Annotated in this window: 13 protein-coding genes and 1 pseudogene; 5 read left to right on the plus strand and 9 right to left on the minus strand. The window is 72.8% G+C overall.

Annotated features, from left to right (window positions below; genetic code table 11):
- Together AB5J54_RS13180 and AB5J54_RS13185 are read left to right on the plus strand one after the other, a co-directional pair.
- Positions 1-1,734 carry an ABC transporter ATP-binding protein gene (locus tag AB5J54_RS13180; RefSeq protein WP_369144111.1) on the plus strand — a complete coding sequence of 578 codons (1,734 nt, stop codon included), beginning with the start codon at positions 1-3 and terminating at the stop codon, positions 1,732-1,734.
- On the plus strand, positions 1,734-3,662 hold the full coding sequence (locus tag AB5J54_RS13185; RefSeq protein WP_369144112.1) for an ABC transporter ATP-binding protein: 1,929 nt from the start codon (positions 1,734-1,736) through the stop codon (positions 3,660-3,662). The genes AB5J54_RS13180 and AB5J54_RS13185 overlap by 1 nt, the downstream gene beginning before the upstream one ends.
- On the opposite strand, the gene AB5J54_RS13190 is transcribed toward AB5J54_RS13185, so the two are convergent.
- The 6 genes from AB5J54_RS13190 to AB5J54_RS13215 form a co-directional block, all read right to left on the minus strand.
- Positions 3,659-4,675, minus strand: coding sequence for an RNA polymerase sigma factor (locus AB5J54_RS13190; RefSeq protein ID WP_369144113.1), 1,017 nt, complete (start codon positions 4,673-4,675; stop codon positions 3,659-3,661). The genes AB5J54_RS13185 and AB5J54_RS13190 overlap by 4 nt on opposite strands.
- A 114-nt stretch (positions 4,676-4,789) precedes the next feature.
- Positions 4,790-6,682 carry a DNA primase gene (gene dnaG / locus AB5J54_RS13195; RefSeq protein ID WP_369144114.1) on the minus strand — a complete coding sequence of 631 codons (1,893 nt, stop codon included), beginning with the start codon at positions 6,680-6,682 and terminating at the stop codon, positions 4,790-4,792.
- 29 nt (positions 6,683-6,711) lie between these two features.
- Positions 6,712-7,971, minus strand: a complete 1,260-nt coding sequence (locus AB5J54_RS13200) for an NAD(P)/FAD-dependent oxidoreductase (protein ID WP_369144115.1) — start codon at positions 7,969-7,971, stop codon at positions 6,712-6,714.
- A gap of 117 nt (positions 7,972-8,088) precedes the next feature.
- Positions 8,089-9,417 carry a deoxyguanosinetriphosphate triphosphohydrolase gene (locus AB5J54_RS13205; protein WP_369144116.1) on the minus strand — a complete coding sequence of 443 codons (1,329 nt, stop codon included), beginning with the start codon at positions 9,415-9,417 and terminating at the stop codon, positions 8,089-8,091.
- Between the two features lie 35 nt (positions 9,418-9,452).
- The gene (locus AB5J54_RS13210; RefSeq protein WP_369144117.1) at positions 9,453-10,286 is read right to left on the minus strand and encodes a sirohydrochlorin chelatase; all 834 of its coding nucleotides are present in this window, start codon (positions 10,284-10,286) and stop codon (positions 9,453-9,455) included.
- A gap of 433 nt (positions 10,287-10,719) precedes the next feature.
- Positions 10,720-11,421 carry a hypothetical protein gene (locus tag AB5J54_RS13215; protein ID WP_369144118.1) on the minus strand — a complete coding sequence of 234 codons (702 nt, stop codon included), beginning with the start codon at positions 11,419-11,421 and terminating at the stop codon, positions 10,720-10,722.
- A gap of 77 nt (positions 11,422-11,498) precedes the next feature.
- On the opposite strand from AB5J54_RS13215, the gene AB5J54_RS13220 reads away from it, so the two are divergent.
- The 3 genes from AB5J54_RS13220 to AB5J54_RS13230 are packed head-to-tail and all read left to right on the plus strand — an operon-like array spanning position 11,499 to position 15,111.
- Entirely contained in the window at positions 11,499-12,221 is a 723-nt protein-coding gene (locus AB5J54_RS13220) for an aquaporin (RefSeq protein ID WP_369144119.1), read from the plus strand.
- 31 nt (positions 12,222-12,252) lie between these two features.
- Positions 12,253-12,969: a vancomycin high temperature exclusion protein gene (locus AB5J54_RS13225; RefSeq protein WP_369144120.1), complete on the plus strand. Its 717-nt coding sequence runs from the start codon at positions 12,253-12,255 to the stop codon at positions 12,967-12,969.
- 45 nt (positions 12,970-13,014) lie between these two features.
- A complete protein-coding gene (locus tag AB5J54_RS13230) occupies positions 13,015-15,111 on the plus strand; it encodes a molybdopterin oxidoreductase family protein (RefSeq protein WP_369144121.1) in 2,097 nt (698 codons plus the stop codon).
- Here AB5J54_RS13230 and cutA read toward each other — a convergent pair.
- From cutA to AB5J54_RS13245, 3 genes and pseudogenes are all read right to left on the minus strand, one after another.
- The gene (gene cutA / locus AB5J54_RS13235) at positions 15,098-15,817 is read right to left on the minus strand and encodes a divalent cation tolerance protein CutA (protein ID WP_369144122.1); all 720 of its coding nucleotides are present in this window, start codon (positions 15,815-15,817) and stop codon (positions 15,098-15,100) included. The genes AB5J54_RS13230 and cutA overlap by 14 nt on opposite strands.
- Positions 15,814-17,595: pseudogene (locus tag AB5J54_RS13240) on the minus strand (ABC transporter ATP-binding protein); the annotation flags it as partial. The pseudogene AB5J54_RS13240 and the gene cutA, both read right to left, overlap by 4 nt.
- Before the next feature lie 93 nt (positions 17,596-17,688).
- Complete coding sequence (locus AB5J54_RS13245) at positions 17,689-19,422, minus strand: ABC transporter ATP-binding protein (RefSeq protein ID WP_369144123.1); 1,734 nt, start codon at positions 19,420-19,422, stop codon at positions 17,689-17,691.
- Positions 19,423-19,597: the final 175 nt, after the last annotated feature.

Below are 19,597 nucleotides of genomic sequence, written 5' to 3' on the forward strand. Positions count from 1 at the left end.
GTGCTCATAAGACTTCTCCGAACCCACCTGCGGCCGTATCGAAAACCCATCGCCCTGCTCGTCCTGCTGCAGTTCCTGCAGACCTGCGCGAGCCTCTACCTGCCCACCCTGAACGCCGACATCATCGACAACGGTGTCGTCAGCGGGGACACCGGCTACATCCTGCGCTTCGGCGCCCTGATGGTCGGCGTCTCCGTCGTCCAGGTCGTCTGCAACATCGGGGCCGTGTACTACGGCGCGCGCACCGCCTCCGCGCTCGGCCGTGACGTGCGCGGCGCGGTCTTCGACCGGGTGCAGTCCTTCTCCGCCCGGGAGCTCGGCCACTTCGGCGCGCCCTCGCTGATCACCCGCACGACCAATGACGTCCAGCAGGTGCAGATGCTGGTCCTGATGGCGTTCACCCTGATGGTCTCGGCGCCCATCATGTGCGTCGGCGGCATCGTGATGGCCCTCGGCCAGGACGTCCCCCTGTCGGGCGTGCTGCTCGCGGTGGTGCCGGTCCTCGGCGTCGCCGTCTCGCTGATCGTGCGGAAGATGCGGCCGCTCTTCCGGACCATGCAGGAGCGGCTCGACACGGTGAACCGGGTGCTGCGCGAGCAGATCACCGGCAACCGGGTCATCCGCGCCTTCGTGCGGGACGGGTACGAGGAAGAGCGCTTCCGCGGCGCCAACGGCGAGCTGACCGACGTGTCGATGGCGACCGGGCGGCTGATGGCGCTGATGTTCCCGACGGTGATGACCGTCGTGAACGTCTCCAGCGTGGCCGTGGTCTGGTTCGGCGCGCACCGCATCGACAGCCAGGGGATGGAGATCGGCGCGCTGACCGCCTTCCTCGCCTATCTGATGCAGATCGTGATGGCCGTCATGATGGCCACCTTCATGTTCATGATGGTGCCGCGCGCCGAGGTCTGCGCGGAGCGCATCGAGGAGGTCCTGGGGACGGAGACGAGCGTCGTGCCGCCGGCCGAGCCGGTGACGAAGCTGCTGCGGCGCGGGCACCTGGAGGTCAGGAACGCGGACTTCCGGTACCCGGGCGCGGAGGAGTCCGTCCTCAGGGACGTGGCGCTCGTCGCCCGGCCCGGTGAGACCACCGCGATCATCGGCTCGACGGGCAGCGGCAAGTCGACGCTGCTCGGGCTGGTGCCCCGGCTCTTCGACGCCACCGGCGGCGAGGTGCTCGTCGACGGGGTGGACGTGCGCGAGCTCGACCCGAAGCTGATGGCGAAGACCGTGGGGCTCGTCCCGCAGAAGCCGTACCTGTTCTCGGGGACGGTGGCGACGAACCTGCGGTACGGGAAGCCCGACGCGACCGACGCGGAGCTCTGGCACGCCCTTGAGGTCGCCCAGGCCAAGGACTTCGTGGCCAAGCTGGAGGGCGGTCTGAACGCCCCGATCGCGCAGGGCGGCACCAACGTGTCCGGTGGGCAGCGGCAGCGGCTCGCGATCGCGCGGACGCTGGTGCAGCGGCCGGAGATCTACCTCTTCGACGACTCCTTCTCGGCGCTCGACTACGAGACGGACGCCCTGCTCCGGGCCGCGCTCTCCGAGGAGACGGCGGACTCGACCGTGGTGATCGTCGCCCAGCGCGTGTCGACCATCCGCGAGGCCGACCGGATCGTGGTCCTCGACGAGGGCCGTGTGGTGGGCACCGGACGGCACCTGGAGCTGATGGCGGAGAACGAGACGTACCGGGAGATCGTGCTCTCCCAGCTGACCGAGGCGGAGGCAGCCTGATGGCCGGTCCTGGCGGACGCATGATGGCCGGTGGCGGCCCCGACCAGCGGTCGATGGACTTCAAGGGCTCGGGCAAGCGGCTGCTCAAGCAGCTGGCGCCCGAGCGCGGCCCGCTCTGGGTGATGCTGATCGCCGGCGTGCTGTCGGTGGCGGCCTCCGTGGTAGGGCCGAAGATCCTCGGCAAGGCGACGGACCTGATCTTCGCGGGCGTCGTCGGGCGGAACATGCCCGAGGGCGCCACGAAGGCCCAGGCCCTGGAGAAGCTGCGGGCCAGTGGCGACAGCGGCATGGCCGACATGCTGTCCGGGGTCGACTTCACCCCCGGCAAGGGCATGGACTTCGGCGCGATCGGCGAGGTCCTGCTGTGGGTCCTCGCGATCTACGTGGCGGCGGGCCTGCTCATGCTGGTCTCCACCCGCATGTCGATCAAGGTGATCAACCGGACGGTCTACCGGATGCGGGAGGACGTCCAGACGAAGCTGGCGCGGCTCCCCCTGTCGTACTTCGACAAGGCGAAGCGCGGCGAGGTGCTGTCGCGGGCGACCAACGACATCGACAACATCTCGCAGACGCTCCAGCAGTCGATGGGCCAGCTGATCAACTCGCTGCTCACGATCGTCGGCGTGCTCGGGATGATGATCTGGATCTCGCCGCTGCTCGCCCTGGTGGCCGTGGTGACGGTGCCGGTCTCGGTGTTCGTCGCGGCGAAGATCGGCAAGCGCTCGCAGCCGCACTTCGTGCAGCAGTGGAAGTCGACCGGCACGCTCAACGCGCACGTGGAGGAGATGTACACCGGGCACAGCCTGGTGAAGGTCTTCGGCCGGCAGGAGGAGTCCGCGCGGGACTTCCGCGAGCAGAACGAGGCGCTGTACGAGGCCGGGTTCAAGGCGCAGTTCAACAGCGGTGTGATGCAGCCGGTGATGTTCTTCGTCTCGAACATCAACTACGTCCTGGTGGCCGTGGTCGGTGGTCTGCGGGTGGCGACCGGCAGCCTGTCCATCGGTGACGTGCAGGCCTTCATCCAGTACTCGCGCCAGTTCTCGATGCCGCTGACGCAGGTCGCGTCGATGGCGAACCTGGTGCAGTCCGGTGTGGCCTCGGCGGAGCGGATCTTCGAGCTGCTGGACGCGGAGGAGCAGGAGCCGGACGCGCCGACGAGCGAGAAGCCCGTGGACCTCAAGGGCAAGGTGGCGCTGGAGGGCGTCTCCTTCCGGTACGAGAAGGACAAGCCGCTCATCGAGGACCTGTCCCTCACCGTGGACCCGGGCCAGACGGTCGCGATCGTCGGTCCGACCGGCGCCGGCAAGACGACCCTGGTGAACCTGCTCATGCGGTTCTACGAGGTGACGGACGGCCGGATCACCCTGGACGGGGTGGACGTCGCGAAGATGTCCCGCGAGGAGCTGCGCAAGGGCATCGGCATGGTCCTGCAGGACACCTGGCTCTTCGGCGGCACCATCGCGGACAACATCGCGTACGGCGCCACGCGCACGGTGACCCGCGCCGAGGTCGAGGAGGCGGCGCGCGCCGCGCACGCCGACCGGTTCATCCGGACCCTGCCCCAGGGCTACGACACGGTCGTCGAGGACGACGGGGCGGGGGTCAGCGCGGGCGAGAAGCAGCTGATCACCATCGCGCGGGCGTTCCTGTCCGACCCGGTGATCCTCGTCCTGGACGAGGCCACCAGCTCGGTCGACACCCGCACCGAGGTCCTCATCCAGAAGGCGATGGCGCGCCTGGCCCACGGCCGGACGAGCTTCGTCATCGCGCACCGGCTCTCCACGATCCGGGACGCGGACGTGATCCTGGTGATGGAGAACGGCTCGATCGTCGAACAGGGCACGCACGAGGAGCTGTTGTCGTCCGGCGGGGCCTACGCCCGGCTGTACGCGGCGCAGTTCGCGCAGGCGGTCGCCGAGGTCGACTAGTCGAGGTAACCGCGCAGCTGGTCGGCGTAGGCATGGTCCCGCAGCTTGTTGAGGGTCTTGGACTCGATCTGGCGGATGCGTTCGCGCGTCACGCCGAAGATGCGTCCTATCTCCTCCAGGGTGCGGGGCCTGCCGTCGTCGAGGCCGTAGCGGAGCTGGACGACCTTCCGTTCGCGCTCGCCGAGGGTGGACAGGACGTCCTCCAGGTGGCGGCGGAGCAGCAGGAAGGCGGCCGACTCGACGGGTGAGGCGGCGTCGCCGTCCTCGATGAGGTCGCCGAGGGCGACGTCCTCCTCCTCGCCGACGGGGGCGTGCAGGGAGACGGGTTCCTGGGCGAGGCGGAGGACCTCGCCGACCCGCTCGGGGGCCAGGTCCAGCTGGGCGGCGACCTCTTCGGCGGTGGGTTCGTAGCCGCGTTCCTGGAGCATGCGGCGCTGGACGCGGATGACCCGGTTGATGAGTTCGACGACGTGCACGGGGACGCGGATGGTCCGGGCCTGGTCGGCGAGGGCCCGGGACATGGCCTGGCGGATCCACCAGGTCGCGTACGTGGAGAACTTGTAGCCGCGCGCGTAGTCGAACTTCTCGACGGCCCTGATGAGGCCGAGGTTTCCCTCCTGGACGAGGTCCAGCATGGTGAGGCCGCGGCCCACGTACCGTTTGGCGACGGAGACGACGAGGCGGAGGTTGGCCTCGATGAGCTTGCGCTTGGCGATCCGGCCGAGGACGACGAGCCGGTCCAGATCGCCCGCCAGCCGGCTGTCCAGGTCGGGGGTGTTGGCGAGTTTCTCCTCGGCGAAGAGCCCGGCCTCGACGCGGCGGGCGAGTTCGACCTCCTCCTCGGCGCTGAGCAGCGGGATGCGGCCGATCTCGCGCAGGTACTGGCGGAAGAGGTCGGAGGAGGGGCCGTTGCCGCCGGGGTCGCCGGTGCGGCGGCGCTGGACGGGTATCTCGGGGAGTTCGGGCGGCTCGTCCGGTTCGGTGGTCCTGGTCGTCTGGATCTCGGTCTGCACGGCGGGCGACCTCCAGGGTGGGGCGGAACGGCTCCGTCACCCAGTGTGGGGTACGACACATCGCCGCCACGAGGGGCGTGCGGTGACTTTTTGAGTCCGTTCCGTGACCGACGGTCAGAGCGCGGCGGCGCCGTTGTTCCGCAGGGACTGCCCGTACTGGGTGAGGACCCACAGCTCGTTCTGCACGGCGGCGAGCTGCTCGGGGTCGCCGTTCGCCCCGAGCCGGGCCAGGGTGCCCTGGACGTCGCGGATGCGGCGGTCGACGGCGCGGAGGCGGACCTGGACGAGCTGGGCTCCGGCATAGACCTCGTCGATCGTCTTGGCGAAGATCGTCTCGACGGCGAGTTCGGTGACGAGGGCCCGGACCGAGTCGTTGGGGGCGGCCTCGCGGACGGCGTCGAGGTAGTCGGAGGGGGCGCCGGTGGCGCCGCCCGCGTCCTGGACGCACTGCCGGACGGCCGCGTAGGGCGGGGCGGTGAACTCGTCGGCCCCGTACGCGTCGAAGGCCGGGGAGACCAGCTCGGGCCGCTGGAGGGCGAGCTTGAGGAGCTCCCGCTCGGTGCGGTGGGCGGGGCTGCGCAGGTTGAGCGCCGGGCCCGAGGGGGCGGCGGCCGGGGCGGGGGTGTCGTACGTCCGCTGGGGCTGCTGCTGCCTGCTGGGGCCGCGCTCGCCGCCCTGGCGCTGCCAGCGGGCGATCTGGGCGACGCGCCGGACCACGAACTGGGTGTCGAGGATGCCGAGCATCCCGGCGAGCTGGACGGCGACCTCGTGCTGGGAGGCGATGTTCTTGATCTTCGCGACGATCGGGGCGGCCTCGTCGAGGGCGGCGGCGCGCCCCGCCGGGGTCTCCAGGTCGTAGCGCGTGACGATCTGGCGGAGGGCGAACTCGAAGAGCGGGGTGCGGGGCTGGACGAGTTCGGCGACGGCCTCGTCGCCCTTGGCGAGCCGGAGTTCGCAGGGGTCCATGCCGTCGGGGGCGATGGCGATGTACGTCTCGGCGGCGAACTTCTGGTCGTCCTCGAAGGCGCGCAGCGCGGCCTTCTGGCCGGCGGCGTCGCCGTCGAAGGTGAAGATGACGCGGGCCGAGCCGTTGTCCATCAGGAGCCGGCGGAGGATCTTGATGTGGTCGCCGCCGAAGGCGGTGCCGCAGGTGGCGATGGCGGTGGTGACGCCGGCGAGGTGGCAGGCCATGACGTCGGTGTAGCCCTCGACGACGACGGCCCGGCTGACCTTGGCGATGTCCTTCTTGGCCAGGTCGATGCCGTAGAGCACCTGGGACTTCTTGTAGATCGGCGTCTCGGGCGTGTTGAGGTACTTGGGGCCGTTGTCGTCGTCGCGGAGCTTGCGGGCGCCGAAGCCGACGATCTCGCCGCCGACGTCCTTGATCGGCCACATGAGGCGGCCGCGGAAGCGGTCGATGGGGCCGCGGCGGCCGTCCTGGGAGAGGCCGGAGAGGATCAGTTCCTTGTCGGAGAAGCCCTTGCCGCGCAGGAAGCGGGTGAGGTGGTCCCAGCCGGCCGGGGAGTAGCCGACGCCGAAGTGCTCGGCGGCGGCCTGGTCGAAGCCGCGCTCGGCGAGGAACTTCCGGCCGATCTCGGCCTCGGCGGAGCCGAGTTGTCCGGCGTAGTACTCGGCGGCGATCTTGTGGGCCTCGATCAGGCGGATGCGTTCCCCGCGCTGGTGGCCGGGGTTGTAGCCGCCCTCCTCGTACCGCAGGGTGATGCCCGCCTTCGCGGCGAGGCGCTCGACCGTCTCCGAGAAGGAGAGGTGGTCGATCTTCATCACGAAGGCGATGGTGTCGCCGCCTTCCTGGCAGCCGAAGCAGTGGAAGAGTCCCTTGCTCGGGCTGACCTGGAAGGAGGGCGACTTCTCGTCGTGGAAGGGGCAGAGCCCCTTCAGGTTCCCGCCGCCCGCGTTGCGCAGCTGGAGGTACTCGGACACGACGGCGTCGATCGGGACCGCGTCCCGTACCGCCTTCACGTCGTCATCGTTGATCCTGCCTGCCACGCATGAATTCTACGGGTGCCGGAGACGGTTCAGACCAGGCTCTCCAGGGGGACGGAGGGGTCGGCGAGGGCCTCCGGGTCCACGGCCGTACGGGCGCGGATGAGCTCCTGGACGGTGTCTGTGACGTCCCACACATTCACGTTCATGCCGGCGAGGACCCGGCCCTCCTTGAGCCAGAAGGCGATGAACTCGCGCTTGCCGGTGTCGCCGCGGACCACGACCTGGTCGTACGAGCCGGGCGGCGCCCAGCCGGAGTACTCCATGCCGAGGTCGTACTGGTCGGTGAAGAAGTACGGCACCCGGTCGTAGGAGACGCGCTGCCCGAGCATGGCGCGGGCGGCGGCCGGGCCGCCGTTGAGGGCGTTGGCCCAGTGCTCGACGCGCAGCCGGGTGTGCAGCAGCGGGTGGTGGAAGGCGGCCACGTCGCCGGCGGCGTAGATGTCGGGGTCGGAGGTGCGCAGGGACTCGTCGACGGCGATGCCGCCGCCGTCGGCCCGGTCGACGAGGGCGAGCCCGGAGTTCTCGGCGAGGACGGTACGGGGCGCGGCGCCGATCGCGGCGAGCACGGCGTGCGCCGGGTGCTCCTCGCCGTCGTCGGTGCGGACGGCGAGGACCATGCCGTCCTGGCCGACGATCTCGGTGAGCCGGGCGCCGAAGTGGAAGCGGACGCCGTGGTCGGTGTGCAGATCGGCGAAGAGCTGGCCGAGCTCGGGGCCGAGGACCCGGTGCAGCGGGGTGGGGTCGAGCTCGATGATGGTGACCTCGGCGCCGTAGCCGCGGGCGGCGGCGGCGACCTCGAGACCGATCCAGCCTCCGCCGGCGATCACCAGGTGGCCGTTGTCCCGGCCGAGGCCGGCGAGGACCTGGCGGAGCCGGTCGGCGTGGGCTAGCCGGCGCAGGTGGTGGACGCCGGCGAGCTCGGTGCCGGGGACGTCGAGGCGGCGCGGCTCGGCGCCGGTGGCGAGGAGCAGCTTGTCGAAGCGGATGACGGTGCCGTCGCCGAGGCGGACGGTGCGGGCCTCGCGGTCGATGGCGGTGACGGACTGGCCGAGGTGGAGCTCGACGTCGTTCGCCGCGTACCAGACGGCCTCGTGCACGAAGACGCTGTCGCGCTCCTTGGCGCCGGTGAGGTAGCCCTTGGAGAGCGGTGGACGCTCGTACGGGTGGTCGCGTTCGTCGCCGATGAGGATCACCCGGCCGTTGAACCCCTCGGCGCGCAGGGTCTCCGCCGCCTTGGCGCCTGCCAGGCCCCCGCCGACGATGACAAAGGTCTGATCTGCGTCGACCACGTCGTTTCCTCCTCGTTGCGACCGGTTCCAACCTACGCCCCCGGGCGTTCGTCCCGTCGTACCTCTCCGGGCCGTGCCTGCGAGGGTCCCGTACGGACGGAGGTGACGGAAGAGGCCCTACGCCTGCCGGGTGCGGAGGCGGGCGTGGAGGGCGCGGGCGGAGGCGTCGGTGAGGTTGGCGATCTGGTCGACGATGACGCGCTTGCGGGCCCGGTCGTCGGCGGCCGTGTCGAAAGCGGCGCGGAACTGCGGTTCGAGGCCGTCGGGGGCGCGGGCGACGAGCGCCTCGGCGAGCTCGGCGACGACGATCCGCTGGTCGGCGCGGAGGGCCTCCTGCTCGGCGCGCTGCATCACGTACCGGTCGGCGACGGCCTTGAGAACGGCGCATTCGTTGCGGGTCTCGCGGGGGACGACGAGCTCGGCGGCGTACCGCGTGAGCCGCCCCGAGCCGTATGCCTGCCGGGTGGCGCCCTCGGCGGCGAGGCAGAAGCGGCCGATGAGCTGGCTGGTGGCGTCCTTGAGCCGGGCCTGCGCGACGGCCGAGCCGTCGTAGCCGTGCGGCCACCACTCCTGGTCGACGAGCCGGTCCAGGGCCTCGGCGAGCTCCTGCGGGTCGGTGTCCTCGGGTACGTAGCGGCCGATGGCGACCGCGAAGACGTCGGCGCGCTCCGGCTCCGCGTACAGCATGTTCGGGTCGATGTGCCCGGCGTGCAGCCCGTCCTCGAAGTCGTGCACCGAATAGGCCACGTCGTCGGACCAGTCCATGACCTGGGCCTCGAAGCACTTGCGGTGGGCGGGGGCGCCCTGCCGGATCCACTCGAAGACCGGCAGGTCGTCCTCGTAGACGCCGAACTTCGGCGAGCCGGGGTCCTCGGGGTGACCGCCGCGCGCCCACGGGTACTTGGTGGCCGCGTCGAGGGCGGCGCGGGTGAGGTTGAGCCCGACGCTGACGAGCTCCCCCTCGTCGTCCTTGACGAAGCGCTTGGGCTCGATGCGGGTGAGGAGGCGGAGCGACTGCGCGTTCCCCTCGAAGCCGCCGCAGTCCTTCGCGACGTCGTTGAGCGCCTGCTCGCCGTTGTGCCCGAACGGCGGGTGGCCCATGTCGTGGGAGAGACAGGCCGCCTCGACGAGGTCGGGATCGCAGCCGAGGGCGGCGCCCAGCTCGCGGCCGACCTGGGCGCACTCCAGGGAGTGGGTGAGCCGGGTCCGGGGGCTGGCGTCCCAGGCGTGGCTCCTGGTGCCGGGGGTGACGACCTGCGTCTTGCCGGCGAGCCGGCGGAGCGCGGCCGAGTGCAGCACGCGGGCGCGGTCCCGCTGGAAGGCGGTGCGCCCGGGGCGTTTGTCGGGCTCGGCGGCCCAGCGCTCGGTCGCGGCGGAGTCGTACCCGGGGGTGTCGGTGATGCCTGCGATGTCTGCGCTGCCCTTGGTGTCCTCGATGCCTTCCATGTCTCGAAGGTAACCGGAGGGACCGACAGAAGAGCTCAGACGGCGGCGAGTTCCCGGACGCGGGCCGTCTCATAACGGTGCAGGACCAGGCGGGCGAGGGCCGGATGGGCGCCGAGCGGGTCCGACGCGATCCAGGGGGCGTGGGCGGCGGCGCGGCTCGCGAAGAGGCCCGGGGCGGTGAAGCAGGAGGCGACGGCGACCCGGCGGCCCCTGGCTTCGAGGGCGCGGACGGCGTCGGGGACGGTGGGCGCGGCGGCGGAGGCGTACGCGGGGACGACCGGGACGCCGCCGAGGCGCTCGCCGAGGAGGGCGGCGATCCGGCGGATCTCGGCGCGGGACCGGGGGTCGCGGGAGCCGGCGGAGGCGAGGACGACGCCCCGGTTGCCGCCGGGGGTCCAGCCGGCCTCGGCGAGGCGGTCGGCGAGGGCCTCGACGAGGAGGGGGTGGGCGCCGAGGGGTTCGGCGACGCGGGCGGTCGCGGCCGTCGCCGCGACCGCTGCGGGCAGGTCGTGGGTGACGTGGTGGCCGGGGGCGAGGAGGAGGGGGACGAGGACGGCGTCCCGGCCGTCGGCGACCGTCTCCGCGAGGGTCTCGCCGAGGAGCGGGGCGTTCAGCTCTATGTGCGCGAGGCGGACGTCGAGGCCCGGGCGGAGCTCGCGGACGCGGTCGAGGAGGCGGGAGAGGGTGGCGCGGGCGCGGGGGTCCCGGCTGCCGTGGCCCACGGCGACGAGGGTGGGCTTCATGGGCGGGTGTGCCTCCTCGTGGCGGGGGCCGTACGGGCGTACGTGGCCGAGCCGGGTCCCGAGCTGCTCGCCGATCCTGCCGAGCAGTTCGGCGGCGCTGTCGAACGTGGCGTCCGGGTGCGTCATGGAGTGATGGTGCCGGGGGCGCGTTGCCGGTGCGTTTCACCGCGATGACGGCCCTTTGCGCGGCCCTCACGCCGCCGGGCCCCGCGCTGTGGGCCTGCGCCCCGCCGTTGTGGGCAATCGTTCCGCAAGGGGCGGAGCCCACCCGCCCGGACGGCGCCCACCCCGTTGTGGGCAATCGTTCCGCAGGGCGGAACGGGTGGGCACAACGGACCCGCGCCTTGCCGGCGCCCGAGGCTCCCGCGCCTGGACCCGCACCGGATGTGCGCCGCCGCGGTCGGTGCGGGTCCAGGCGCGGAACGCGGAGGCGCCGCTGAAGGGCGCCGTCCCGTGTGCCCACCCGTCCCGCCCCTGCGGGACGATTGCCCACACGGGGGGCGGGGGCGCCGCCCAGCACGGGCGCGGGCCCACCCGGGCCCGGTGCGGGCCCGGGCCCTTACCCGTTCAGCCAGACCCTGAGCGCGCCCAGTTCCCTGAAGCCCGCCGCGCGCGCCGCGGCCAGGTCCTCGCCCGATTCGTAGCCGACCACCGGGCGGTCCGAAGGCGCGGACGCGAGCACGCCCGCCCAGATCGCGGCCGGGTCCGCGCCCTCCCCCGTGAACAGGTTCGAGACGCCCGTGACGCGCGCGCTCGCGCTCAGTACCGCCCCGCCCAGGATCCGGCCGTCCTCCGTCCGGCCCGCGACGATCGTCGTCGCCGGGTCCGCCAGGAGTTCCGGGCGGAAGAGTGCCGCGTCCCCGGCGTCGTCCCCGCTCCAGGCCAGGGCCCAGGCCGCCAGTTCCGCGGGGGTGCGGACCGGACGCCAGTCGCCGGGAGCGGCAGGGGTCGGGAGGCCTGCCGGGCGGGCTATCCACTGCGCGTCGACGATGACCTGGAAGCCCTCCGGCTCCAGGTCCACGCGCGCGTAGCTGTCCTTGACCGACGCCCAGGCCGTGCGGTCGATACCGGCGAGGAAGTCCCCGGCCTCCGCGTCCTCCGTCAGCGTCACCGCGTCCGGGTAGTACAGCGGCGTGCGGGCGGCGCTCGTCCAGGCGCGGGGGCCGAACGTGCCGGTCAGGCCGTGGGCGCGGCACATGCTCTGGCACCACTCGGCGTTGTTGCGGACCGCGTCCCCGAGGACCTCGTCGTCATTGATCACGAAATCGGATCGTACGGGGGTCACACCCCTCCCCTCCCCCCTTTTTTCATTCCGAATCACGGAATATCTTTTCCACCATGAGAATGTCCCCGCCCGCGCTCCCCCGGCGCGCCGCCGCCGAGTTCATCGGCACCGCCTCCCTCGTCGCCGTCGTCGTCGGCTCCGGCATCCGCGCCGACTCCCTCAGCCAGGACATCGGCGTCCGGCTGCTCGCCAACGCCGCCGCCTCCGCCCTCGGCCTCGGCCTGCTCATCGCCCTCATCGGCCCGCTCTCCGGCGCCCACTTCAACCCCGTCGTGACCCTCTCCGAGTGGTGGTCCCGGCGGGACGAGACCAGGGGGCGGGAAGCCCTCGCCTACATCGGCGCCCAGCTCGCCGGGGCCGTCTCCGGCGCCCTGCTCGCCGAGGCCATGTTCGGGCGGACGCCCGGCTCCTGGGCCACCGAGCCCCGCTCGGCGCTCCATCTGCTGCTCGGGGAGGCCGTCGCCACCGCGGGCCTCGTCCTCGTCGTGCGGGGGCTGCGGCACATCTGCCGCCCCGGGCTCGCCCCGGTCGCCGTCGCGGGGTACATCGCGGCGGCGATCTGGTTCACCTCCTCCGGCTCCTTCGCCAACCCGGCCGCCACCGTCGGCCGTGCCTTCTCCGACTCCTTCACCGGCATCGCCCCCGCCTCCGTCCCCGCCTTCGCCGCCGCGCAACTGCTCGGCATGCTCCTCGGGATGGGCCTCGCGGGTGTGTTGTACGGAACAGGCCGGGCTTCCGGTGAACCGAACGCCGCCGACGCGCGTCGGACCGGGTGACACCAGTTCCCCGCTCACCGGAGGTTTCCGCATGCCGGCACGGCTCACCCGGTCGATCCCCCGCACCACCCGGGCCCGCCGCCGTACCGTCCAGGCCGTGATGTTGGGCGCCGTCCTCGCCCTCGCCCCGGCCACCTGGATGCAGACCGCCGCCGCCGGGAAGATCCGTACCACCGCCGACGTGCCCGCCCGGGACGTCGCCGTCGTCTTCGGCGCCGGCCTCTGGAAGGGCCGCCCCACCCCGTACCTCGCGCACCGTCTCGACACCGCCGCCGAGCTGTACCGCACGGGCAGGGTCCGGGTCCTCCTCGTCACCGGCGACAACAGCCGGACCGCGTACGACGAGCCGAGCGCCATGCGCGCGTACCTCACCGCGCGCGGGGTGCCGGACGGCCGGATCGTCAGCGACTACGCGGGCTTCGACACCTGGGACTCCTGCGTCCGCGCCCGGAAGGTCTTCGGCGTCGACCGGGCCGTCCTCGTCACCCAGGACTTCCACATCAAGCGGGCCGTCGCGCTGTGCGACCGCGCCGGGGTCGACTCGTACGGGGTCGGCGTCCCCGAACCCCACGACCGCACCTGGTACTACGGCACCACCCGCGAGCTCTTCGCCGCCGGCAAGGCCGCCCTCGACGCCGGGCTCCGCCCCGACCCGCACTTCCTCGGACCGCGCGAGGAGGGCATCGCCAAGGCGCTGGCCTCACCCGACACCGCCCGCCCCGCGGAGGGCATGGCACCGCGCCCGTAATACGCCGCGCCGCCCCGCGTAACACGCCGGACGCATCCTGGCGGCATGCCCGACGCCGCCACCGTGCCCACCCACTGCCCCTACTGCGCCCTGCAGTGCGGCATGTCGCTCCGCCCCACCGGCACCCCGGAGCTGCCCGCCGAGGTGGTCGAGCGGACCGACTTCCCCGTCAACCGGGGCGCCCTGTGCGGCAAGGGCCGCACCGCCCCCTCCGTACTCTCCTCCCGGGTCAGGCTCACCGAGCCCCTGGTCCGACGCCCTGACACGGGGGCCCTGGAGCCCGCGTCCTGGGAGGAGGCACTCGCCGCCGTCGCCGACGGGCTGCGCCGGACCCGCGCCGACCACGGTCCCGATGCCGTGGGGGTCTTCGGCGGCGGCGGCCTCACCAACGAGAAGGCGTACACGCTCGGCAAGTTCGCCCGGCTCGTCCTCGCCACCTCGCAGATCGACTACAACGGACGCTTCTGCATGTCCTCCGCCGCGGCCGCGCACCAGCGGGCGTTCGGGCTCGACCGAGGGCTCCCCTTCCCCCTGGAGGACATCCCGAGGACCGGCTGCGTCATCCTCGTCGGCTCCAACCTCGCCGAGACCATGCCGCCCGCCCTGCGCTACCTCACGGAGCTGAAGGAGAACGGCGGGAAGCTGATCGTCGTCGACCCGCGCCGCACCCGCACCGCCGAGCAGGCCGATCTGCACCTCGCACCCCGCCCCGGGACGGATCTCGCGCTCGCCCTCGGCCTGCTGCACCTGGTGGTCGCCGAGGGGCGGGTGGACGAGGAGTTCGTCGCCGAGCGCACCGACGGCTGGGAGGCCGCCCGCGCCGGGGCCATGTCCCACTGGCCCGAGCAGGTCGAGCGGATCACGGGCATCCCCGTGCCGCAGCTCCGCGAGACCGTCGCGATGTTCTGCGACGCCGACAGCGGCATGGTCCTGACCGCCCGCGGACCCGAACAGCAGTCCAAGGGCACCGACACCGTCGGCGCCTGGATCAACCTCTGCCTCGCCACCGGGCGGGCCGGCCGGCCGCTCAGCGGCTACGGCTGCCTCACCGGCCAGGGCAACGGCCAGGGCGGCCGCGAGCACGGCCAGAAGGCCGACCAGCTGCCCGGCTACCGCAAGCTCGACGACCCGGCCGCCCGCGCGCACGTCGCCGGGGTGTGGGGCGTCGCGCCGGAGTCGCTGCCGGGACCCGGGCGGAGTGCGTACGAACTCCTCGACGCGCTCGGCGGCGAGGTGAAGGCGCTGCTCCTCATGGGCTCCAACCCGGTGGTCTCCGCGCCGCGCGCCGCGCACGTCGAGGGACGCCTCCGGTCGCTCGACTTCCTCGCCGTCGCCGACGTGGTGCTCTCCGAGACCGCCGAACTCGCCGACGTCGTCCTGCCCGTGACCCAGTGGGCGGAGGAGACGGGGACGATGACCAACCTGGAGGGCCGGGTGCTGCTCCGCCGACGCGCCCTCACCGCGCCCGACGGCGTCCGCAGCGACCTGGAGGTGCTGCACGGGCTCGCCGGGCTGCTCGGCTGGGAGAAGGGCTTCCCGACCGATCCGGAGGAGGTCTTCGAGGAGCTGCGCCGCGCCTCGGCGGGCGGCCCCGCCGACTACGCGGGCATCAGCTACCGGCGGATCGAGGAGGAGCGGGGCGTCTTCTGGCCCTGCCCCGAGCCCGGGCACGCGGGGACGCCCCGGCTGTTCCTGGACCGGTTCGCGACGGCCGACGGGCGCGCCCGGTTCGTGCCGGTGGTGCACCGGGCGGCGGCCGAGGAGACGGACGCCGACTACCCGGTGGTCCTGACGACCGGCCGGGTGGTGTCCCAGTACCAGTCGGGGGCGCAGACCCGGCGGGTCGAGGAGCTGAACGCCGCCGCGCCCGGCCCCTTCGTGGAGCTGCACCCGCGGCTCGCCGAACGGCTCGGGGTCGCCGAGGGCGAGCGGATCGCGGTGGTCTCGCGGCGCGGGCGGGCCGTCGCCCCGGCCCGTATCACCGCGTCGATCCGGCCGGACACGGTCTTCATGCCGTTCCACTGGTACGGGGAGGGGCGGGCGAACACCCTGGTGAACCCGGCCCTCGACCCGGTCTCGCGGATGCCCGAGTTCAAGGTGTGCGCGGTGCGGCTCGAACCCGTGGAGGCTACGGGCGCATGAACCAGTCGCCGCTCTCGATGACCGGGCCCAGGGGCGCGTCCGGCGCCGCCAGGAACACCCAGGCGGAGACCCGCGCCCCGTCCCGTACCCGTACGACGTCCATCGCCACCCGCTCGTAGCCGACGGGCAGCTCCAGGCGGTCGAGCAGGCCGAACAGGTCGCTGTAGTCGCCGGAGGAGGGCGTGAGCAGGGTGCCGACGACCCGGCCCTCGGCGGCCGGGACGACGTACGGATAGCCCGGTCCGTCGTGCAGGACGGCCCCGTGCAGCACGGCGTCCGCCTCGGTGCCGATCCGGCCGGCGAGGAACCGGTCGTGGTTGTACGCGCCCGGGCGCAGCGTCCCGTACACGAAGAACGGCCGCTCGTCGGGGGCCGGGGTCTCGATCTCCGCGGCTCCGGCGGTCTCCCGCTCGACCCACCGGGCGTACCCCTCGCTGACCCGGGTCACCCGGGTGGCGAGGATCTCGGGCGTCTCGTAGTCGTGGGCGGCGAGGAGGTGGGCCTCCAGGGCCTGGTAGCGGGCCTCGGTGGTCTTGAACACCACCTCCCACTCCTCGGCGGTCTCGATGGCTCCGTGCCAGTGGTAGACGGAGGTGACGGGTCCCGAGATCTGCGCGCAGGCGACGAGGCGGGCCTCGACGGCGCCGCGCGCCAGGGCGTCGGCCTTGGCGCGGGCGTCGGTGGTGGTGCGGACGGTGACGATCACGTCTCCACCGTACGGGCGAACTGGGCGGCGTGCAGCCGGGCGTAGGCGCCTCCGGTGGCGAGGAGTTCCTCGTGGGTGCCCTGCTCGGCGATCGCGCCCCTGTCCATGACCAGGATGGTGTCGGCGTCGCGGATGGTGGAGAGCCGGTGGGCGACGACGAAGCTGGTGCGGCCGGCCCGCAGGGAGGTCATGGCCTGCTGGACGAGGCGTTCGGTGCGGGTGTCGACGGAGCTGGTGGCCTCGTCGAGGACGAGGATCACCGGGTCGGAGAGGAAGGCGCGGGCGAGGGTGACCAGCTGCTTCTCGCCGGCGCTGAGGCCGCCGCCGTCCTCGTCGAGGACGGTGTCGTAGCCGTCGGGCAGGGTGCGGACGAAGCGGTCGGCGTGGGCGGCCTTCGCGGCGGCGACGATCCGCTCGCGGGAGACCTCTCCGGGGACTCCGTAGGCGATGTTGTCGGCGATGGTGCCGCCGAAGAGCCAGGTATCCTGGAGGACCATGCCGGTGGCGGAGCGCAGCTCCTCGCGGGTCATGGCGGCGGTGTCGACGCCGTCGAGGGTGATCCGGCCGCCGGTGACCTCGTGGAAGCGCATGAGGAGGTTGACCAGGGTCGTCTTGCCGGCGCCGGTGGGGCCGACGATGGCGACGGTCCGGCCGGGTTCGACGGTGAGCGACAGGTCCTCGATGAGCGGCCTGCCGTCCTCGTAGCGGAAGGCGACCTTCTCGAAGGAGACCCGGCCGCGGAGTGCGGCGGGCTTCTTCGGCTCGGCCGGTTCCGGGGACTCCTCCTCGGCGTCGAGGAGGTCGAAGACCCGCTCGGCGGAGGCCACTCCGGACTGGAGGAGGTTGGCCATGGCGGCGACCTGGTTGATGGGGCCGTTGAAGTCGTACGAGTACTGGATGAAGGCCTGCACGTCGCCGACGGTCAGCGTCCCGCTCGCCACCCGCAGTCCGCCGACGACGGCGACGACGACGTAGTTGAGGTTGCCGACGAGGGTCAGGGCGGGCTGGATGAAGCCGGAGACGAACTGGGCGCGGAAGCTCGCCCGGTAGAGCTCCTCGCCGAGCTCGTCGAAGCGGCGCACGGCCTCGGCGCGGCGGCCGAAGGCGACGACCTCGGTGTGGCCGGTGATCATCTCCTCGACGTGGCTGCCGAGCCGGCCGGTGACGGCCCACTGCTTCACGAACTGCGGCTGGGCGCGCTTGCCGACGAAGGTCGCGACGGCGACCGAGACGGGCACGGTGGCGAGGGCGACGAGGGCGAGGACCGGGGAGATCCAGAACATCATCACGAGGACCCCGGCCAGCGTGAGCAGGGCGCGCGTCATCTGGCTGAAGGCCTGCTGGAGGGTCTGGGTGATGTTGTCGATGTCGTTGGTGGTGCGGGAGAGGACCTCGCCGCGGGGCTGTCCGTCGAGGTAGGTGAGGGGCAGCCTGGCGAGTTTGTGCTGGGCCCGTTCGCGGAGGCGGTGTCCGGCGCGCTGGACGACGGTGGTGGCGATCCGGAGCTGGACCCAGGTGAGGGCGGAGGAGCCGGTGACGACGGCGACGGAGAGGGCGAGGATCCGGCCGACGGCGGCGAAGTCGACGCCGGTGGTCCCGCTCGCCCCGGTGATGACGAGGTCGGTGGCGCGGCCGAGGAGGAGGGGGCCGAGGACGGAGAGGGAGACGGCGGCGGTGCCCGCGGCGAGGACGGCGAGGAGGAGGGCCCGGTCGGGGGCGAGGGTGCGCAGGAGGCGGAGGCCGGAGGAGCGGAAGGAGAGGGAGCGTTCGAGGGAGGGGGGGCGAGGCCGGGACCGCGCTGGGGGGGGGGGGGGGGCGGTGCGGGCGGGGGTCTTCGCGGGGCTCGGGGCGCGGGGTGACGGTCGCCGTGCTCATGCGGCTTCCTCCTCGGTGAGCTGGGAGAGGACGATCTCCCGGTAGGTGGGGTTGTCCCGCATGAGGGACGTGTGGGTGCCGGTGCCGACGGTGCGGCCGTGGTCGAGGACGACGATCCGGTCGGCGTGCCGGATGGTGGAGACGCGCTGGGCGACGATGACGACGGTCGCGTCGGCGGTCTCCTCGCGCAGGGCGCCGCGGAGCCGGGCGTCGGTGCGGGGGTCGAGGGCGGAGAAGGAGTCGTCGAAGAGGTAGACGCGGGGGCGGGCGACGAGCACGCGGGCGATGGCGAGGCGCTGGCGCTGGCCGCCGGAGAAGTTGGTGCCGCCCTGGGAGACGGGGGCGTCGAGGCCGTCGTCGAGCGCGCGGACGAAGTCGGCGGCCTGGGCGACCTCCAGGGCGTGCCAGAGCTCCTCGTCGGTGGCGTCGGGTCGGCCGTAGCGGAGGTTCGTCGCCACCGTGCCGGAGAAGAGGTACGGCTTCTGGGGGACGAGTCCGACGGTCCGTGCCATCAGTTCCGGGTCGACCTGCCGGACGTCGACGCCGTCGACGAGGACCTCGCCGTCGGTGGCGTCGAAGAGCCGGGGCACGAGCCCGAGGAGGGTCGACTTGCCGCTGCCGGTGGAGCCGACGACGGCGGTGGTCTCGCCGGGGCGGGCGACGAGCCCGATGTCGTGGAGGACGGACTCCTCGGCACCCGGGTAGCGGAAGCCGACGCCGTCGAGGTCGAGGCGGCCGGTGCCCGGGAGGGCCCGGACGGGGTGGGCGGGCGGGGTGACGGAGGAGCGGGTGTCGAGGACCTCGCGGACGCGCTCGGCGCCGGCTTCGGCGCGCGGCATGTGCATGAGCAGGAAGAGGACCATCATCACGGACATGGAGGTCTGGAGGAGGTAGCCGAGGAAGGCGACGAGGCCGCCCGGCTGGAGGGCGCCGGCGTCGATGCGGTGGGCGCCGACGTACACGAGGGCGACGGTCGTGAGCTGCCAGACGATCAGGACCGTCGGGAACATGAGGGCCTGGAGCCGGCCGGCCTTGAGGCCGACGGTGAGGAGTTCGTCGTTGGCCTCGGCGAATCGTTCCCGCTCGTGGCGGTCGCGGACGAAGGCGCGGACGACCCGGACGCCCGTGATCTGTTCGCGCAGCACGCGGTTGGCCCGGTCGACGCGCTCCTGCATGCCGCGGAAGAGGGGCCGCATGCGCAGCACGACGGTGCCGACGGCGCCGGTCATCACGGGCACGAAGGCGAACAGGACGAGCGCGAGCGGCACGTCCTGGCGCAGGGCCATGACGAGTCCGCCGGCGCAGAGCAGCGGGGCGGCGACCAGCATGGTGAGGACGAGGACGGTGAAGGTCTGGATCTGCTGGACGTCGTTGGTGGTGCGGGTGATGAGGGAGGCGGCGCCGAAACGGCCGCGCTCGCGGGCGGAGAAGTCCTGGACCCGGCGGAAGACCTCGGAGCGCAGGTCGCGGGCGGCGCCCATGGCGACCTTGGCGCCGGTGTAGGTGGCGGCGGCGGCCGCGGCGGCCTGGAGGAGGGTGACCGCGATCATCGCGGCGCCGCCGGAGAGGACGCGGCCGGTGTCGCCGCGCAGGACGCCGTGGTCGATGACGCCGGCGTTGAGGGTGGGCAGGGCGAGGGAGGCGAGGGTCTGGACGAGCTGGAGGGCGACGAGGAGGACGAGGAGGGTCCGGTACGGCCGGAGGCGGGGGACGAGCAGTCGGAACAGCATGCCGAGGATCGTGATACCTCAAGTTTGGTTGAGGTCAAGTGCGGCCCACGGGGACCCGCGATCGAAGCCGCGCACGATCCGCCGGGACCCGCGATCGAAGCCGCGCACGGTCCGCCGGGACCCGCGATCGGGGCCGCGCACGGTCCGCCGGGACCCGCGATCGAGGCCGCGCGCG

Origin of the sequence: Streptomyces sp. R44 (assembly GCF_041053105.1) — a bacterium.
Lineage (GTDB): Bacteria > Actinomycetota > Actinomycetes > Streptomycetales > Streptomycetaceae > Streptomyces.